Origin of the sequence: Aliikangiella sp. G2MR2-5, from assembly GCF_015687155.1 — a bacterium.
Taxonomy (GTDB): domain Bacteria; phylum Pseudomonadota; class Gammaproteobacteria; order Enterobacterales; family Kangiellaceae; genus Aliikangiella.
The window spans coordinates 545465-562350 of sequence record NZ_JADPQF010000003.1; the positions used below are offsets into that span (position 1 = coordinate 545465).

At 42.1% G+C, this 16886-nt stretch carries 16 protein-coding genes; 9 read left to right on the forward strand and 7 right to left on the reverse strand.

The window, feature by feature from the left end:
- Nucleotides 1–88: 88 nt before the first annotated feature.
- The 4 genes from IYN84_RS12770 to IYN84_RS12785 all read left to right on the forward strand — a co-directional run bounded on the left by IYN84_RS12770 (nt 89) and on the right by IYN84_RS12785 (nt 4566).
- Nucleotides 89–469: a hypothetical protein gene (locus IYN84_RS12770; protein WP_196139591.1), complete on the forward strand. Its 381-nt coding sequence runs from the start codon at nt 89–91 to the stop codon at nt 467–469.
- Between the two features lie 683 nt (nt 470–1152).
- Nucleotides 1153–1857, forward strand: coding sequence for a response regulator (locus IYN84_RS12775; protein ID WP_256435609.1), 705 nt, complete (start codon nt 1153–1155; stop codon nt 1855–1857).
- 20 nt (nt 1858–1877) lie between these two features.
- Nucleotides 1878–3194, forward strand: a complete 1317-nt coding sequence (locus tag IYN84_RS12780) for a cell wall metabolism sensor histidine kinase WalK (RefSeq protein ID WP_196139592.1) — start codon at nt 1878–1880, stop codon at nt 3192–3194.
- A gap of 391 nt (nt 3195–3585) precedes the next feature.
- The gene (locus IYN84_RS12785) at nt 3586–4566 is read left to right on the forward strand and encodes a diguanylate cyclase domain-containing protein (RefSeq protein ID WP_196139593.1); all 981 of its coding nucleotides are present in this window, start codon (nt 3586–3588) and stop codon (nt 4564–4566) included.
- 92 nt (nt 4567–4658) lie between these two features.
- Here IYN84_RS12785 and IYN84_RS12790 read toward each other — a convergent pair whose 3' ends face one another.
- From IYN84_RS12790 to IYN84_RS12820, 7 genes are all read right to left on the reverse strand, one after another.
- Complete coding sequence (locus IYN84_RS12790) at nt 4659–5024, reverse strand: DUF3192 domain-containing protein (protein WP_196139594.1); 366 nt, start codon at nt 5022–5024, stop codon at nt 4659–4661.
- 194 nt (nt 5025–5218) lie between these two features.
- Entirely contained in the window at nt 5219–5509 is a 291-nt protein-coding gene (locus tag IYN84_RS12795; protein ID WP_196139595.1) for an RnfH family protein, read from the reverse strand.
- Nucleotides 5502–5936, reverse strand: coding sequence for a type II toxin-antitoxin system RatA family toxin (locus tag IYN84_RS12800; protein ID WP_196139596.1), 435 nt, complete (start codon nt 5934–5936; stop codon nt 5502–5504). Before IYN84_RS12800 ends, IYN84_RS12795 begins: the two co-directional genes overlap by 8 nt.
- Nucleotides 5937–5950: 14 nt before the next feature.
- Nucleotides 5951–7012: a LysM peptidoglycan-binding domain-containing protein gene (locus tag IYN84_RS12805; RefSeq protein WP_196139597.1), complete on the reverse strand. Its 1062-nt coding sequence runs from the start codon at nt 7010–7012 to the stop codon at nt 5951–5953.
- 12 nt (nt 7013–7024) lie between these two features.
- Entirely contained in the window at nt 7025–7504 is a 480-nt protein-coding gene (smpB, locus tag IYN84_RS12810; RefSeq protein WP_196139598.1) for an SsrA-binding protein SmpB, read from the reverse strand.
- Nucleotides 7505–7627: 123 nt separating this feature from the next.
- The gene (locus tag IYN84_RS12815; RefSeq protein ID WP_196139599.1) at nt 7628–9055 is read right to left on the reverse strand and encodes a TolC family outer membrane protein; all 1428 of its coding nucleotides are present in this window, start codon (nt 9053–9055) and stop codon (nt 7628–7630) included.
- Between the two features lie 408 nt (nt 9056–9463).
- Nucleotides 9464–10114 carry a protein-L-isoaspartate O-methyltransferase gene (locus IYN84_RS12820; protein ID WP_196139600.1) on the reverse strand — a complete coding sequence of 217 codons (651 nt, stop codon included), beginning with the start codon at nt 10112–10114 and terminating at the stop codon, nt 9464–9466.
- Between the two features lie 170 nt (nt 10115–10284).
- On the opposite strand from IYN84_RS12820, the gene IYN84_RS12825 reads away from it, so the two are divergent.
- From IYN84_RS12825 to parC, 5 genes are all read left to right on the forward strand, one after another.
- Nucleotides 10285–10887: an NUDIX domain-containing protein gene (locus IYN84_RS12825; protein WP_196139601.1), complete on the forward strand. Its 603-nt coding sequence runs from the start codon at nt 10285–10287 to the stop codon at nt 10885–10887.
- A 123-nt stretch (nt 10888–11010) separates the two neighbouring features.
- Nucleotides 11011–11469 (forward strand): DUF1249 domain-containing protein, encoded by a 459-nt coding sequence (locus IYN84_RS12830; RefSeq protein WP_196139602.1) that lies wholly within the window; start codon nt 11011–11013, stop codon nt 11467–11469.
- A gap of 23 nt (nt 11470–11492) precedes the next feature.
- Nucleotides 11493–12332 (forward strand): 3',5'-cyclic-AMP phosphodiesterase, encoded by an 840-nt coding sequence (cpdA, locus tag IYN84_RS12835; protein WP_196139603.1) that lies wholly within the window; start codon nt 11493–11495, stop codon nt 12330–12332.
- Nucleotides 12333–12667: 335 nt separating this feature from the next.
- On the forward strand, nt 12668–14557 hold the full coding sequence (gene parE, locus IYN84_RS12840) for a DNA topoisomerase IV subunit B (protein WP_196139604.1): 1890 nt from the start codon (nt 12668–12670) through the stop codon (nt 14555–14557).
- Between the two features lie 75 nt (nt 14558–14632).
- Nucleotides 14633–16876, forward strand: coding sequence for a DNA topoisomerase IV subunit A (gene parC, locus IYN84_RS12845; protein WP_196139605.1), 2244 nt, complete (start codon nt 14633–14635; stop codon nt 16874–16876).
- Nucleotides 16877–16886: the final 10 nt, after the last annotated feature.

Here is a 16886-nt window from a genome sequence, read left to right on the forward strand (position 1 = left end):
AAATACGGAGAAACTTTCCCGCAAATATTTGATGTTATTTGTTGTATAAGACATACTGAACAGGCCAACTATTATTTGTGGGGGAAAAATGAAAAAGTCACAGTACATTTTGGGGCTTGCAATTATTGCAAGCTCTTCTTTATCGGCGGCTGAAAATCTGACTACAGTGTGCAAGTCTGCCGACAACATCCGTGAAATTAGTATTGTTTATCCTGAAGGTACACAGACTCCTTGTGAAGTTCATTACACAAAAAAAGGTGAAACAAAAGTATTGTGGAGTGCTAAAGCAGAGTCAGGTTATTGCGAGTCTAAAGCCGCAGATTTTATCGAAAAACAAAAAGACTGGGGATGGCAATGTGAGCAAGTCGTTATCGAAGGTGATGTAAAAGTTGAGTCACCTGAGAATAGCGAGTCCGTTGTTTCTGAGGAATTGGAAGAAACTTCAACGGATGAAGATTCTTCGTTATAAGAGTCATAAGGCGAACATCAAGTAGTCAATGGTTAATCTTCTTTCTCATTTTCAGTTAAGCAGTAAAATCTTGTCGTTAGCGCTAATAAAATAGTTTATATTGAATATTGCCATCGCGAGGTATTAGTTAATCAGTTTTTTTGCGTTTTAGCGCTAGCGACTTTGTCTTGCCGTACAATTGTTTTTAGCCTGTTGTTTGTCTGGTTGTTTCATTGTTATATATTCAATGTTTCTAAGCTGTTACAAAACTCAACAAATCGTAACTGAAATATCAGCAATAAATATATATTTTAGTTCTCGTAATTTCTAAAAAAGAAAGAGCTAGAAGCACAAGCTATTTACCATTGTTTTGTATTTTTTCTACCAATGTCTCCTGGTATTTGGTAGCCCCTGTTAATTGTTAATTGTTAATTGTTAATTGTTAGTAGGGGAGGCTTTTTTCTTGACGACTCTCTTGAGTAGAGCTTTCCTCTATTGTGACCTTATTACAATTGATACACTTTGCTACAAATCATAAACTGAACTTCAGTCTACATTTGAAGGATAATTGATGACTGAGAGTTTATTTGCCGCCGGCGTACTAAGTTCCCAGGGATAGTTTTTTAACTGTTTGAAAAATAATAAAAAAATAACTAGAGTAATAAAGATGAATAGCCTGCTGGCGTATAGATAAGGAAAGTGTTTTGGACAAATACAAAATTTTGCTGGTTGAAGACGATATTAAGCTGGCTGATATGATTTGCTCTTTTTTAGCTAAAAATGGTCTGGAAGTTTTTCATATTGCGGATGGTCTTGAGGCTTTGCAAAGAGTTGAAGAGCTTAAACCTCAGCTGATTATTCTCGATATTATGTTACCGGGACTTGACGGTTTGAGTGTTTGTCGCAAGTTGAGGGAGTCTTTTGCTGGCGTTATCATAATGCTGACTGCTTTAAGTGATGATATTGATGAGGTCGCTGGACTTGAAATGGGGGCTGATGGTTATTTGGGCAAGCCAATAAAACCACGTGTTCTGTTGGCCCATGTAAGAGCACATTTAAGGCGTAACTCTCTGCTAGAAAACGAAAGCCTGGCTGATGAAACTAATAATCGAGTCGTTACTGGAGATCTGACCATTGATGCCGCTAGTCGAAAGGTTTTTCTTAAAGATGAAGAAATTGAGTTAACTTCTGCAGAATTTGATTTACTATGGTTACTGGCAGAATCAAAAGGTGAAATTGTCGATCGCGATACTCTGCACTTAAAAATCTTTCGTCTGGAATACGACGGAATGGATCGAAATATTGATATTCGCATATCAAGACTTAGGAAGAAACTTGGTGATGACTCAAAGCATCCCGAGCTTATCAAAACTATCAGAGGTAAGGGCTATATTCTGGCAAGTATGTAATTTGCCAGCAGAATAACATTATGAGTTATTTTTTCAGAATATTCGTTCTATTTGCAGTCAGCAACTACGCATTGCTCTTTTTTTATGACAACTACTACCTGGTGTCTATAGAAAACGAGTTTGTCACATCCAGCCGCGATCAATTGCGAAAGTTAACTTTAGGGTTAAGAGCTGAACTATCTAAATCTGAAGATAATCAGGAAGCTGTGATTAATGAATTCGCGATGCAAAACAATATTCCGTCGCAGATAATGCTCCAGTCAGAACTCACTATTCCTAACGAGTTAGCGGAAGAGCTTTTACAAGATGACTACATTATCGATATATACAGCTCTGTCGGCCCTATTTCATACCTTAATATCAGCAAGGGAAAAGTGGTTGAAATAGGTCCACTGGATCCATTTTATATGGACTCCACTTCTTATCAGCCACTATTTATTTTTCTCTCCATTCTTTGCAACCTCGTGATCGCAGCGATAAGTTATAGAGCTTTATTAAAGAGTGTCAGAAAGCTTGAAGTAGCAGTAGAAAATGTGCAAGAGAGAGAGCATGTTTCTGCAGAGTTTGTGGGAGAGCAAGGCCTTTTGAGAAGGGTTGCGGCAAAAATTTTAGCACTAGACAGGTACATACAAGAGATTGAAGAAACCAATATGCAAGTTATAGACGACCAGCGTGACTTGATGCATGCAGTGGCACATGAGCTGCGAAGTCCTATAGCCCGGATGAGTTTTGCACTCGAGCTGGTTGAAGAGGAAGATGCTTCCCCGGAAAATCGAAAGTTATTGAAAGAAATGCATGATTCTATCGATGAGTTAGAGTCTTTAATCCGGGAAATCTTAGGGTACTCTCGCCTGTCTCATGGAAAAATGACATTGAACCTTGAAGCGACCAACCTGTCTGCATTAATCACAGCTTTAACTGCAAGGCTTCAATCTCTTTATCCGCATGAATCTTTTGAAGTAGATTGTCAGTTAGAGAACAATTCAATCATGGTTGACCCCAGGCTGCTGGAAAGAGCCGTGGTGAACCTTTTAAGAAATGCAGCTAGGTTTGCCAAAAGTCGAGTGAGAGTTTCTCTTTATAGCCAAGAGAGCAAAGTTTGCATTGCAATTGATGACGATGGCGTTGGCGTTCCCCCAGGAAAACGAAACAGAATCTTTGAAGCCTTTACTCGTCTAGATCCTAGTCGCTCGAGAGATTCCGGAGGCGTCGGCCTGGGACTGGCTATCGTTAAAAAAATAGTAGAGAAGCATTTTGGCGAAGTGGAAGTTGATGATAGCTTGTTGGGAGGCGCAAGATTCGTTATTACTTTACCTGCAACTCAACCTACAGAATAACAAAGCTTAAAGAGAAAGCCTGCTAGTTTAATTTTTTGTTTGACAAAACTAGTGTTAGCTTGTCATTTCTTCTCCGACAGGGTTAACGGCCTCTCGGACGGTTAAAAATACCTCCTATCTGAAAGAGAGTGAATCTATTCACAGTCTGGGCTACAAGCAGGTGAGCCGGGCTTCTGTATGCGGTAGATTTTAATGGCTGATATTCTCTATGCAGCAGTTACACAGGGAAATTGTGATTATTATCGAGTGTGAATATGTAACTTGTTTTGAGATATTTTAAAACCTATAGTCACAGATAATTTCTTGATTAAGTTACGATAAATAAAGCAAGCTAATGAATTTAAAGGGTTTTCTATTAATTTCAAAGGACTTATTAGAAAGGGATTGATAGATGAAAGTGCTACTCATCGAAGATAGTCAAACATTACAGTTTCAACTGACCAAATTAATTGAAGGATTTGGCCATGAGGTTATTGTTGCCGAAAGTGGTGAAACTGCTATTCAAATACTTGAACAAATCAGTGCTGACTTAATTATTTGTGATGTCGAAATGCCAGGTCTGTCTGGATTTGAAACCGTACCAATTATTCGTGATTTGTTGGGAGACCATTGGGTACCGATTATCATGATGACTGGACGAGAGAGTGTGGAAGATTGTGTCGAAGGTTTAAGTATTGGCGCTGACGACTATCTTGTTAAGCCGGTACATAAGTCATTGCTGCATGCGAAAATCAAAGTGATGGAACGCTTTATTGATATGCAGGAAAGAATTGAAGAGTTAAAAAATCAACCTGCAAAGTCTAGTCAATATGATGAGCTTACCCATGTTTATACTGAGCCAAGTTTTTTTGAACACGCAGAGTCATATTGGGCAATTTCTGCGAGACAAAAATTAACTGTTAGCTTGCTGTTGATCGATATTGACTACTACGGTGCTTATGTTGATTATTGTGGACAACAAGCCGCCGACGATTGTATGCAGCAGGTCGCCAATGCGATCCATTCATCATCACAAAGACCCGGAGATCTAGTCGGCAGGTATAGGGCGAGTGAGTTCATTGTGCTGCTTACTGACACTTCAGAAGATGGTGCTGCAAGAGTTGCCCAGAGAATCACTGCTGCGGTGGAAGAGCTGGGGATTCAACACAGGCGCTCTAAAGTATCTGGTGCCATTAGTGTTTCTGTCGGCGGGAGCGTTACTTCGAATGTTTCCGAGTTCTCTATTGAGCAGAATATCGAGCATGCGTCAGAGCTTCTAAATGATACTAAGCTTGACCTTGAAACTCGTTATCAAATATCGAGGCTTGGAGCTCCAAATAGTGCGTCAAAGTTTGAAAATAGCCTGGTAGACTTAAAAAGCGTGGAGCTCTAAAAGCTATAATTTACTAATGGCTGTATTTCTATGTCTGGTTGATAAGCAGCTGACTTGAAGCCAGCCGCAGCTTTCTTTTTGGTTTCTCTTACTTATCTAGCTCTGGCAAGAGTATCTTGTCCCCAACCAATCAATTTGTCATTTTTAAATACAAGCGGAGTTGTTTCATCCTTGGTAGTGTCTCCGTCTGAATGACGATGTTGTGTGCGGTAATATAGAACTCTGTATTCATCATTGCCTTTAGTGAAGGCCTCGGAAAATTCAGGTGCTCCGAGCTTGTTGTGAACCTCCTGACGTGAGGCGTTGAGTGGTAACTCACTGATTATTTGACGGTTTTCCTTTTGCTCATGTCGCCAGTCGTTACCATCATGCTCACCTCCGGGACGGTCAATAATTACACAGCCGGATAAAGATGTTGCCAATACAACAGAAAGGGCTACATTTGTTAAAACTTTCATAACTACCTCATGAAACTTGTCTATTTATGATGAATTGGTGTTGTATTGAACTATAACACCTCGCTCTTCAGGCTACAATTCGGAAAGTTTTACAAAATATGATCGAGGAGAGGAGCCGAAACTTGAGAAAACCTGGAGCTAATAACTGGCAGCTTTAGACAAACTGTTTTAAGACATTGGCAACAATGTGGTTGTTACTTTTTGAGGGCTTTTTTACGGCGCATTTCTTTGGGGTCCGCAATTAACGGGCGGTAAATTTCAATTCTATCCTGCTCTCTAAGTACTTCATCTAATTTGGTTACTTTACTAAAAATTCCTACTTTAGTGGTACTCAGGTCTATTTCCGGATATTTGTTCAGTATTCCAGACATCTCTATCGCTTCCATAACAGTCGCTCCTTCATTGACCTTGAATGAGATTAGCTCTTGTTCATCAGGAAGCGCGTATATTATTTCTACGGCTATCGTATTTGTGTTATCAGACATTAAATACTTCCTCCGCGCGAGTTGTAAATGCAGCGACCATAGACTGAATTAGTTGATTAAATATTCCGGAAAACGCCATTGACGCCAGTTTATTTGAAAATTCAAATTGAAGATCAAGTTCGATTTTGCAGGCATTTTCTGACAACGGTGTAAAGATCCATCGACCGGAAAGATGACGGAAAGGGCCGTCAAGCAATTTCATTTCTATATGGCTGAATGGAACCAAAATGTTTTCGGTCGCAAAAGACTTGGCAATACCACTTTTGGCCACGTCGAGTCGCGCACAAACTTTATTCTCAGAGCGAGAAATAATGGTAGCCCCTTTGCAATGAGGAACAAATTCCGGATAACGTTCTATGTCGTCTACCAGTGAAAACATTTGCTCTGCAGAAAAAGGAACAAGCGCACTACGTTTAATCGATTCCAAGCTAAACTCCAAACCTAGTACTGATTGAGTTTTTTGAGCAGCGTGTTAGTGCGCTGCTGATATTTTTTGGCGAGAGCGTGTTCAGGGTTTAGCTCAAGAATTACCTCCCAATAATTAAGCGCTTCGTCCAGCTCGTGGTTTCGATAAAGAATTACAGCTTTTTCATGAAGCTTATTGATGAGAAGTGATTGCATTCTGAATATTTTGGTATCTCTCGCAACCGTCTTATCCAGCCTTTTTGCACTAACCAGTTTTTCTGCAGATTGAAAAAAATATTTTCGCTCAAAGTAGGTAATCGCTTGCCTGGTAAATAGCTGAATATTGACGTTCTTTATAAACTGCTGGTAAATGTTACGTTGCGCCCTGTTTCGGCTTGTTTCTGCAATCTTTGTAACCTTTGCTGCCATATTTTCCATTTCGTCAATCGATTCCACACTTGCAACGTAATCTTTCAGTATCAACTTTTGTTCGCTTAAAAGGCGAGACATATCTTCAGGAATAACAAATAGCGAGTTAGCTTTTTGAAGGCCTTGGTCAAATTGCTTTTTGCTTCGGTAATCCTTTAAGAGCCCGATGTTGGCACTCGAGCGACTTCGCTGTTTGAGAATAGATTTTCCCTGCTTGACTAAAGGAATTTTAATCCAGCTTCCGACTTTTAATTTTGAAGGATTTGATATTTTATTGAATCGAGCCAGTGAAACAAAATATACTGAATCACCGAGCCAGTGCTGAGCAATTTGTCCCAGACTATCTCCCTCTTGAATCTGATATTTGGTTGTTTTATTTGTTCCGAAGATATTCTTTAAATCTTGCTTGAGCTGTTGCTTAAGTTTGCTGGCGCCTGGATGATGGGGATTAAATATAAGAACTTCATCGATTAGCGCTTCAGCTTCTTTATTCTTTCCTTTTTCCAGCAGAACGATTGCTCGATTGATTTGTTGATTCTGATTGGTTGTCGCCTGCATACTTAAGTCGGTCACACTGGCTTTCTGCGATGAGCGCTGGGCCATCTCACAGGAACTAACCGCCAAGATACCGAGAAGTAGGATAACTGTTTTCGTTATACGAATGGGCATTGAAGTGCTCGATTAGTTAAAGTTATTTTTCATTAATCGTTGCTTGTCTCTATCCCATTCCTTGGCTTTTTCCGTGGCGCGTTTGTCGTGCAGCTTTTTACCTTTAGCTGTACCAATCTTAAGCTTAACCTTGTTTCTCACCCAGTAAAGAGATAACGGGACTATGGTATAGCCATCTTTTGCCTGCGCCTCTATCAGCTTGGTAATTTCCGCCGCGTGCAAGAGTAGTTTTCTGTTGCGAGTCGGCTCAGCTTTGATATGAGTGGATGTGGTTATTAGCGGACTTACGTGACAACCATGCAAATAAACTTCTCCATTATGGAAAATGATATAAGCATCTGTAAGATTCGCCTTTTTCTCGCGCATCGCTTTGACTTCCCACCCTTGAAGCTCTAAACCAGCCTCAAAAGTATCTTCGATAAAGTAGTCGTGTCTCGCTTTGCGATTTTGAGCGATGGTATTTTCTGGCGTTTTCTTCTTTTTTCCAGCCATTGAATTACTAATAATCAGTCAGACAAATTTTGGGAAGATTATAGGGGAATTGACGAAGGATGTCTGTAGTTGTTGTAGATTTGAATGGTGTAACTTTAGTTACACCATTCATCAAGGAGCATTTTATCGAAGAAGGCCGTTAACTTGAGATAAGTCTTCTTCTGTCAATAACCCAGCAGCACGCTTTAGTTTTAACGTGTTTAATATATAGTCATAGCGCGCTCTGGCATGATCTCGTTTAGCAGAATAGAGTTGTTGCGTTTGTAAAAGCACATCAACTATTGTTCTTGTTCCTACCTCGAAACCTGCTTGAGTTGCTTCCAGGGCGCTTTGTGAAGAGACAACTGCTTGCTTTAGGGCATTCACTGAACTCACTGCGGCGACAACACCCAGATAGGAGCTACGAGTTTCGCTGACTGCTCGGCGATGATCTGCTTCCAGATTGTGAGCCGCTTGCTGATAAAGCGCTTGAGATTCCTTTACCTGAGAGTTGATACGGCCACCTGAATAAATCGGAATATTGAGCTCTAATGAAATAGAGGTATTTTTAACATCATCCGTCGAAAGACTATTTGAAACAGTGCCTGTGTCTCCGGTCTGGTTATTGGTAATACGCCGGTTTGGAGATTCCATCTCGCTACTGTCGTCAGAATATCGGGCAGACAAGTCAAGAGTAGGGTAGTGCCCCGCAAATGATATATCGATGCTTTTTTTAGCGATGTCCAGACCAATTCGTGAGGCTTTAATCGATACATTGTTATTTTCTGCTTCTTTTACCCAGGACTTTATATCCGTTGGCTGTGGATTTCTTAACGGAATAGTGTCTTTTAGTCCGAGTAAACCATAATGGTATTGACCTGTGATTTGTTGAAGTGCTTCATGCGCATTATCTAATGCATTTTGTGCGCTAATCTGGTTGGCCACAGCACGGTCGTGGCGAGATTGCGCTTCATGAACATCAGTCATCGCGATTAGACCCACTTCAAATCGTTGCTTAGTTTGGGCAAGTTCTTTAGAGACTGCTTCAGTTTCTGCTTTGGAAAATTCAACACTATCGATAGCCGCGAGAACATTAAAATAGGCTTCTGCAACGCGAATTATCAGATCATGCTTGGCACCTTCATGGTTAACATTAGATTGCAGCGCTCTTTTTTCAGCCTGTCGTAAATTTAACCAGGATGAGTGATTGTATATCTCTTGCCGTAAACTAATTGAGTAACCATCCGAGGTTGTTTCACTTTCGCTGGCGGAGGGGTCGTTAAAAGTGATAGGACTTCCACTTGGATCATCTGGAGTGTATAGACCAGATGAATTTCCTGAAGACTCTCTGTCGCTTTTTGAATAACTGTAAGTCGCACTTAGTTGAGGTAACAGTTGTGCCATACTTTGGTTAATGCGTTCATTGGTGGCCATTCTGCCAGCATCACTTGCCAGATAGGTAGGATCATTATCTTTTGCCAGATTGTAAACATCGAGCAGATTGTCTGCCCAGCTACTTGATGAAGCAAATACTACAAATAAGCTAAGGGCTATTTTGGTCGGTTTTTTCATTGGGTTACCTATCTTTGTGAATCATCAATTCGTTAGTTTATAAATTTTCAAGTTTGGTCATTGCTTAAATTCAGTCCCTGATTCTGCATCGTTATTACAACTTCTGTCTAAGTTGGCTGAAATATTTCCAGAGCAACTTTTGGAGCTTTTAGCCTAGACAAAGCAATCTGACCCACTTCAGGTGTGTTACTATTGTAACTCACCTTCGCCATTGGAATGAGCATAAAGTTATTAGTAAATTACTGAATTTGTAAACGGATTTTACAAATTTTTTAATATAAGAACAGTGGAGAGCGGACTATTTACTCAACAAATGCCCTTTTTTAGGGGAAATTGGCATATAAGGCTATTAATAGCATCGGAATATCTCGTTTTGATATTCCGACTTGCTTGTAGGACCCTGAATATCTAAAACACAAACTGATTTGGCTGTTCCGCGTTGATCATCGGAGCAGCATCCATTGGAAATAATGTTTCAGTTTGCCATTCGCCGTCGACAAGAGTGTAGACCTTCGCTGCATAATGTCCTTCGGTACCAATTATTGATACTACACGACCATTATTGTTAAGACATCGCTTGAATGAATCAGAAAGTGTGGGAAGCGCAGAGGTGATCAGTACTGCATCGTAAGGAGCTTTGGCCAGCCATCCGTCAGAAGCATCTGTTTCCTCAATATCAATATTGTTAAAGGCAAGTTGTCTGAGTTTCTGTTGCGCGGAAGAAACAAAGTCGCCGATGATATCAACAGAATAAACCTTCTTGCATAATCGAGATAACACTGCGGCAGAGTATCCGCTGCCACATCCTATTTCTAGAACTTTTTCATCGCCTTCCAGTCCCATCGCCTGAATCATGCGGGCAAGTTCTCTCGGCGTTAACATTGTCTGATTATGTCCTAGCGGTATGGCAATATCAGCATATGCAAGTCCACGATAGCTTTCCGGAACGAATTTTTCTCTGGGAATGGTGGCCATGGCACCCAGTAGCTTTTCGTCAAATACTTTCCACGGTTTTACTTGCTGCTCTATCATGTTAAATCGGGCTTTTTCGATATTCATTTTTTGTTTAACCCCTGCTCATCGGATGTTGGGTCTGATATTTAAAATATTTAGGCTTTACCTGTGCACTAAAATAAGGTTAATGGGTATACCTTAAGATTGCTGGTTATTTTGCCCTACCCTGTTTAATATTGCCAATGATCTTGGTCACTTATCGAAAGAGGCGTCGTATGTCCGGTAATGGTTTAAAAAGTGAATTAATAGAAAAAGAGACTCTTTACCAGGGCTTTTTCAAATTAGAACGTTTTCACTTGAAATACGAAAAATTTGAGGGCGGTTGGAGTGAAGTCATTCAAAGGGAAATATTTGAGCGAGGTAATGCTGCAGCCGCATTACTGTTGGACCCAGAGCAAGAGCTACTTGTTATGGTGGAGCAGTTTCGACCAGGAGCTATGTCCACCGAAAAATCTCCATGGCTTATTGAGCCTATTGCGGGGATGATTGAAAAAGGGGAATCTCCTAAAAACCTCATTGAGCGTGAAGCTGAAGAAGAAGCTGGCTGTCAAATAAAGCGAATGCGAAAAATCTGTGAGTATTTGGTAAGTCCCGGCGGCTCTACTGAGAGGATCTGGCTTTTTCTCGCTGAAGTCGACGCTCGCCAGGCATCCGATTACGCCGGGCTCGAGCATGAACATGAAGATATTAAAGTGCATCAAATTCCGGTGAAAAAGGCTTTCCAAATGCTGGAAAATGGCGAGTTTACTAACGCAATGACATTGATTTCATTGCAGTGGCTAAAGCTAAACTGGTCTCAAAATGACTTATTTGAGTAGGAATTTGCTGCATTTGTTCACATTTCTTCCTGAAAATTACCTCAAAATGTGGGAATATTTGTCTAATTCCGTTCCATCAGGTTATTTTGAGCTAAAATAATCGTATTTGTTGTAGGAGAATCAATGACTTCGACCGCCACCCTAAAGAGCAAGGTGCGCAGTCGTCCTTATCAACCTGATTTGGATGAGCTACTGTCTCAGTGCGAGCTGAATTACTGGCTATTTCGTCGGTTGTGGCCGGAGTGTGTTGAACAGGATATATTGTCACAAGGTACTCAGAAATCACCAAATTGGGAGTGTGATGCTCCAGCAGTGAGGTTAACGGCTGATGTAACGGATGCCGCCAGGTACACTACAACTATCAATCTGGAGATAGAGTCTCCGGGGAAGGCTGCAATAAAAGAAATCAAGCTGATTGTACGATTATATCATGATGTAAAAATGCTCGAAGTAATGGAAGGTAGTGGTCCTGGTGCTTTGAAAGCAATTTATGAGCATAACAATATTGAGAAAAAGCCCGTTGACGAGAAGCGTCAGATCAATCAGTTTCTTGGCGAATGCTTCAGAGCTTGTTTGAAATAGTGTATTCAGGAAGAAAAAAGCAGATGACACCCAATGTAGAGAAAATACCATACGAAATACAACCCGGACGGTTGGATGTTGTCAGATTGGTACAAGTGACTGATAGCCATATTTTTGCGGATCCAGAAGGATGTCTGCTTGGCCTTAATACCAGAAGCAGCTTTGAAGCTATTTGTGAACGAGTTGAACGCGAAGAATGGCGTCCTGATGCGCTGTTGGCTACCGGCGATTTATCGCAGGATGCTTCTGCTGAGTCCTATCAATATCTCGCTGACTATTTTAAAGATATGGACCTGCCGACTTTTTGGTTACCCGGAAATCATGATAATCCGGAGACAATGGATATCTATTTAAGCAATAATCGAGTTTTGCAGGCAAAGCAGTTACTAATAGGAAAATGGCAGATTATCCTGCTCGATTCATCTGTGAGAGGAAAAGTGCATGGCAGTCTGAATGATGAGCAATTGCACTTTCTAGAACGAGCTCTCAAGCGCTATCCGGATAAGCATGCACTTGTTTGTCTTCACCATCAGCCGCTCGATATCGGGAGTCATTGGCTGGATCAAATCGGCTTAAAAAATGCGGATGAATTTAATCAGATCATTGCCCAATATCCTCAGGTAAAAGGGGTTCTATGGGGACATATTCACCAGGAGTTTGATCGCGTAAAAGATGGTATTCATTGGTTGGCGACACCGTCAAGCTGTGTACAGTTCAAGCCAGGGTCAGAGGACTTTTCTGCCGGCACGGAAGCTCCGGGATACCGTTATTTGAATCTGTTTTCCGATGGACGAATAGAGTCAATTGTACACCGTATCGATAATATGGAATTTACCGTCGACTATTCTATCAAGGGCTACTAAATACTGTCGGCACCTAATTCTGGCTATATTGGTTAATTCTTATCCTTTATTCTGTTTAAACCGTGGCAAAGTTCACCCGGTTTCTTTTTTCTACTTGCGAAATCCTGCGTTTGACGCGATTATAGTGCCCATAATTTAGCTGAATTCAGCTTGAAAACGCGCTTGTATTTTTAAAGTGCTGGTTCTACTGATATAAAAACATGAGCTGTAGTTTGGATTGTTGTTATTGATAGTCTTGTATTTACTAAAGGCCTATTAAAACAATATCCAGTCGCTGAATTCTGTCATTCGACAATATTGAAAATAAGATAAAAACAGAAGTACGAAGGAATTCGATGTCTAATACCTATAATTCCGATTCAATAGAAGTTCTCAGTGGTCTGGACCCGGTTAAGAAAAGGCCGGGCATGTATACCGATACCGCCAGACCTAACCATCTTGCTCAGGAAGTTATCGATAATAGTGTGGATGAAGCACTGGCTGGGCATTGTAAAAACTTAACGGTAATCCTGCATACAGATGGTGCGCTTGAAGTTCAGGATGATGGCCGTGGTATGCCTGTCGATATTCACCCTGAAGAAGGGATCAGCGGGGTTGAGCTTATTCTCACTAAACTGCATGCCGGTGGTAAGTTTTCCAATAAAAATTACCAGTTTTCAGGCGGTTTACATGGTGTCGGGATTTCTGTTGTTAATGCGCTCTCGAGTCGTGTTGAAGTTCATGTAAAGCGAGATGGTAAAAAACATCAGATTAGCTTTGCTAATGGCGAACTGGCGTCTCCATTGGAGGTCGTTGGTGAGGTTGGCAAGCGAAATACAGGAACGACAGTCGTTTTTTGGCCTGACCCTCAATATTTTGATTCCGCCAAGTACTCTGTTGCCAAGTTAAAGCATCTACTTAGAGCCAAGGCAGTACTTTGCCCCGGTCTGAGTGTCACTTTGATTGACAACAATACCAATGAAAAAAGCGAGTGGTTCTATGAAGATGGCCTTAAAGACTACTTGAAAAATTCTGCGGTTGATCTGGAGAAGCTTCCGGATGAACCATTCTGCGGAAGCTTTGCAGGTGATACTGAAGCAGTAGACTGGGCTCTTTTCTGGTTGCCGGAAGGTGGTGAAGTATTAAATGAAAGTTATGTGAACTTGATCCCGACACCTCTCGGAGGGACTCATGTTAACGGGCTACGTAATGGCCTGCTTGATGCGCTGAAAGAATTCTGTGAGTTTCGCAATGCCTTGCCCCGAGGCGTCAAGCTAACAGCTGATGATCTATGGAGTGGACTCTCATTTGTTCTTTCCATCAAAATGCAGGACCCACAGTTTTCAGGGCAGACCAAAGAGCGGCTATCGTCGCGTCAATCGGCGACTTTTGTTGCCGGAGTAGTCAAGGATGCGTTTTCCTTGTGGCTAAATAAAAATCCGACTTATGGTGACAAGCTGGCTGAGCTAGCTATTGCCAACGCGCATAAACGAATGCGATCTCGTAAAAAAGTTGCGCGCAAAAAAGTGACCAGTGGACCTGCGCTTCCCGGTAAGTTGTCGGACTGTGTCGGTCAGGACCCGATGGCATCGGAGCTATTTTTGGTGGAAGGGGACTCTGCGGGAGGATCGGCCAAACAGGCTAGAGATAAAGAGTTTCAGGCGATCATGCCGCTCAGAGGAAAGATCCTGAATACCTGGGAGGTTGATTCAAGTGAAATTCTTGCTTCTTCGGAGGTCCATGATATATCGGTAGCACTTGGACTAGACCCTGGGGCAGAAGATTTATCGAATTTGCGTTATGGCAAAATTTGTATTCTGGCTGATGCCGACTCCGACGGACTGCATATTGCGACCCTCTTATGTGCATTGTTTGTGAGACATTTTACTCATCTGGTTGAGGCCGGTCATGTCTATGTTGCAATGCCGCCACTTTATCGTATCGATATTGGTAAAGATGTTTATTATGCTCTGGATGAAGATGAAAAGCAGGGGATTCTGGATCGTATCAAAGCCGAGAAGAAGCGGGGGAATATTAATGTTCAGCGCTTTAAAGGTCTGGGGGAAATGAATCCTAAACAACTGCGAGAGACTACAATGGCCAGAGAAACCAGGCGTCTGGTTCAGTTGACTATCGACTCGCATGAGAAGACTAATGAGTTAATGGATATGTTACTGGCGAAAAAGCGCTCCGCTGACCGAAAAGTCTGGTTGGAAGAGTATGGTAACCTTGCGGAAATTGAATAGGATACTGGCTCTGGTTAAAGCGGGGCCGTCTTCATGGCTTTCTTAAAATATTAAACAACAAGATCACTAACTACTATGGAATTAAATTTTGACGGTGTAGAACAGCAAACGCTTTCTGAATTTACCGAAAAAGCTTATTTGAATTATTCAATGTACGTCATTATGGACCGTGCTTTGCCACATATTGGTGATGGCTTAAAGCCGGTTCAGCGTCGTATCGTTTATGCCATGAGCGAACTGGGCCTGAAGTCTACTGCAAAATATAAAAAGTCGGCGAGAACTGTTGGTGACGTGCTAGGTAAGTTTCATCCACACGGTGACAGTGCCTGCTATGAAGCAATGGTACTTATGGCTCAGCCTTTTTCCTATCGCTACCCTCTGGTGGATGGTCAGGGGAACTGGGGAGCTCCGGATGATCCAAAGTCGTTCGCGGCAATGCGTTATACAGAGTCCCGATTATCGAAATATGCCGCGGTATTACTTTCTGAGTTAGGTCAGGGAACCGTTGACTGGTTGCCCAACTTTGATGGCACCTTAAAAGAGCCCAAAGTTTTACCGGCAAGGTTACCTAATCTGCTTTTAAACGGGACTACCGGAATTGCTGTCGGTATGGCGACCGATATCCCACCGCACAATATTCGAGAAGTAGCTAATGCCTGTATCCATCTGCTGGATAATCCTAAAGCGACTCTGGAAGAGATTCATGAGTTGGTTCCCGGACCGGACTTTCCTACCGAAGCAGAAATTATCACGCCGAAAGACGATATTTTAAAAATTTATAAAAGTGGTCGCGGTGGTGTCAAAATGCGTGCTGCATATATTATTGAAGATGGCGAAGTTGTCATTACTGCGCTACCCCACCAGGTTTCCGGTAGTAAGGTGCTTGAACAAATTGCCGCCCAGATGCAGGCGAAAAAGCTGCCGATGGTGGCGGATCTCAGAGATGAGTCTGATCATGAAAATCCAACCCGTTTTGTCATAGTTCCGCGATCAAATCGAGTCGATACTGATACTTTGATGCAGCATTTATTTGCGACAACGGACCTGGAGAAGAATTATCGAGTCAATATGAATGTTATCGGGATTGATGGCAAACCTCAGGTTAAAGGCTTGCTCACTTTCTTGAACGAATGGCTAGTGTTTCGTACCGATACTACTCGAAGACGCCTCGAATTCCGGCTAGAAAAAGTTAATAAGCGCTTACATTTACTTGAAGGCTTGTTGATAGCATTTCTCAATATTGATGAAGTGATTCATATCATCCGTACTGAAGATGAACCCAAAAAAGCATTGATAAAACGTTTTGACCTGACCGAAGCTCAGGCTGAATATATCCTCGAGACTAAATTACGTCAGCTGGCTCGTCTGGAAGAGATGAAAATCAAAGGCGAGCAAGCCGAACTGGCGAAGGAAAAAGCCGAGCTTGAGAAAGTGCTGGGCTCCAAGACTCGATTAAAAACGCTGGTGAAAAAAGAAATCAAAGCCGCTGCTGATGAGTTTGGTGATGATAGACGCTCGCCTCTGGTAGAACGAACTGAAGCAAAAGCGCTAAGTGAGACTGACCTGATGCCAAGCGAAGCGATTACCGTTGTTCTTTCAGAGATGGGCTGGGTCAGGTGTGCTAAAGGCCATGATATTGATGCAGCCGGTCTCAACTATAAGTCAGGCGACAAATATCTGGCTTCGGCTAAAGGTAAGAGCAACCAGTCGGCAGTGTTTATAGATTCCACCGGGCGAAGCTATGCCGTACCTGCTCACTCTTTACCTTCAGCCAGAGGGCAGGGTGAGCCGTTGACTGGAAGGTTAAATCCTATCGCCGGTGCGACATTTGTAGATACTTTGATGGGAGCCGATGAGCAAAATTACCTGTTTGCAACAGATGCCGGTTACGGGTTCGTCGCCAAGCTAACAGACACGATTACCCGAAATAAGAATGGTAAGGCTTTGCTAACGGTGCCCAGCGGTGCCAAAGTCATAGCACCTTGCGCGGTAGATGACTACGAAAACCAGTTATGTGTTGCTGTGTCCAATGAGGGCCGAATGCTGGTGTTTCCTATTGCTGACTTACCACAACTGTCCAAAGGAAAAGGTAATAAAATTATTGGTATTCCAGCGGCTAAGTTGCAGCTCAGAGAAGAGTTCGTCGCTTCAATTGCTGTAGTCTCCCCCGAACAGGCGCTGCTGGTCTACAGTGGTAAACGTTATTTGAGACTGAAGCCTTCTGATCTTGAACACTATCGAGGTGAACGAGGGCGACGTGGCAATAAGCTACCACGCGGTTTCCAGAAAGTAGACTACCTGGAAGTCGAGCAAGAATAAGCTACTGTTT

Coding starts and splice junctions, on each gene's coding strand:
- IYN84_RS12770 (WP_196139591.1), top strand. CDS start 89: ATGAAAAAGTCACAGTACATTTTGGGGCTTGCAATTATTGCAAGCTCT.
- IYN84_RS12780 (WP_196139592.1), top strand. CDS start 1,878: ATGAGTTATTTTTTCAGAATATTCGTTCTATTTGCAGTCAGCAACTAC.
- IYN84_RS12785 (WP_196139593.1), top strand. CDS start 3,586: ATGAAAGTGCTACTCATCGAAGATAGTCAAACATTACAGTTTCAACTG.
- IYN84_RS12790 (WP_196139594.1), bottom strand. CDS start 5,024: ATGAAAGTTTTAACAAATGTAGCCCTTTCTGTTGTATTGGCAACATCT.
- IYN84_RS12795 (WP_196139595.1), bottom strand. CDS start 5,509: ATGTCTGATAACACAAATACGATAGCCGTAGAAATAATATACGCGCTT.
- IYN84_RS12805 (WP_196139597.1), bottom strand. CDS start 7,012: ATGCCCATTCGTATAACGAAAACAGTTATCCTACTTCTCGGTATCTTG.
- smpB (WP_196139598.1), bottom strand. CDS start 7,504: ATGGCTGGAAAAAAGAAGAAAACGCCAGAAAATACCATCGCTCAAAAT.
- IYN84_RS12815 (WP_196139599.1), bottom strand. CDS start 9,055: ATGAAAAAACCGACCAAAATAGCCCTTAGCTTATTTGTAGTATTTGCT.
- IYN84_RS12820 (WP_196139600.1), bottom strand. CDS start 10,114: ATGAATATCGAAAAAGCCCGATTTAACATGATAGAGCAGCAAGTAAAA.
- IYN84_RS12825 (WP_196139601.1), top strand. CDS start 10,285: ATGTCCGGTAATGGTTTAAAAAGTGAATTAATAGAAAAAGAGACTCTT.
- IYN84_RS12830 (WP_196139602.1), top strand. CDS start 11,011: ATGACTTCGACCGCCACCCTAAAGAGCAAGGTGCGCAGTCGTCCTTAT.
- cpdA (WP_196139603.1), top strand. CDS start 11,493: ATGACACCCAATGTAGAGAAAATACCATACGAAATACAACCCGGACGG.
- parE (WP_196139604.1), top strand. CDS start 12,668: ATGTCTAATACCTATAATTCCGATTCAATAGAAGTTCTCAGTGGTCTG.
- parC (WP_196139605.1), top strand. CDS start 14,633: ATGGAATTAAATTTTGACGGTGTAGAACAGCAAACGCTTTCTGAATTT.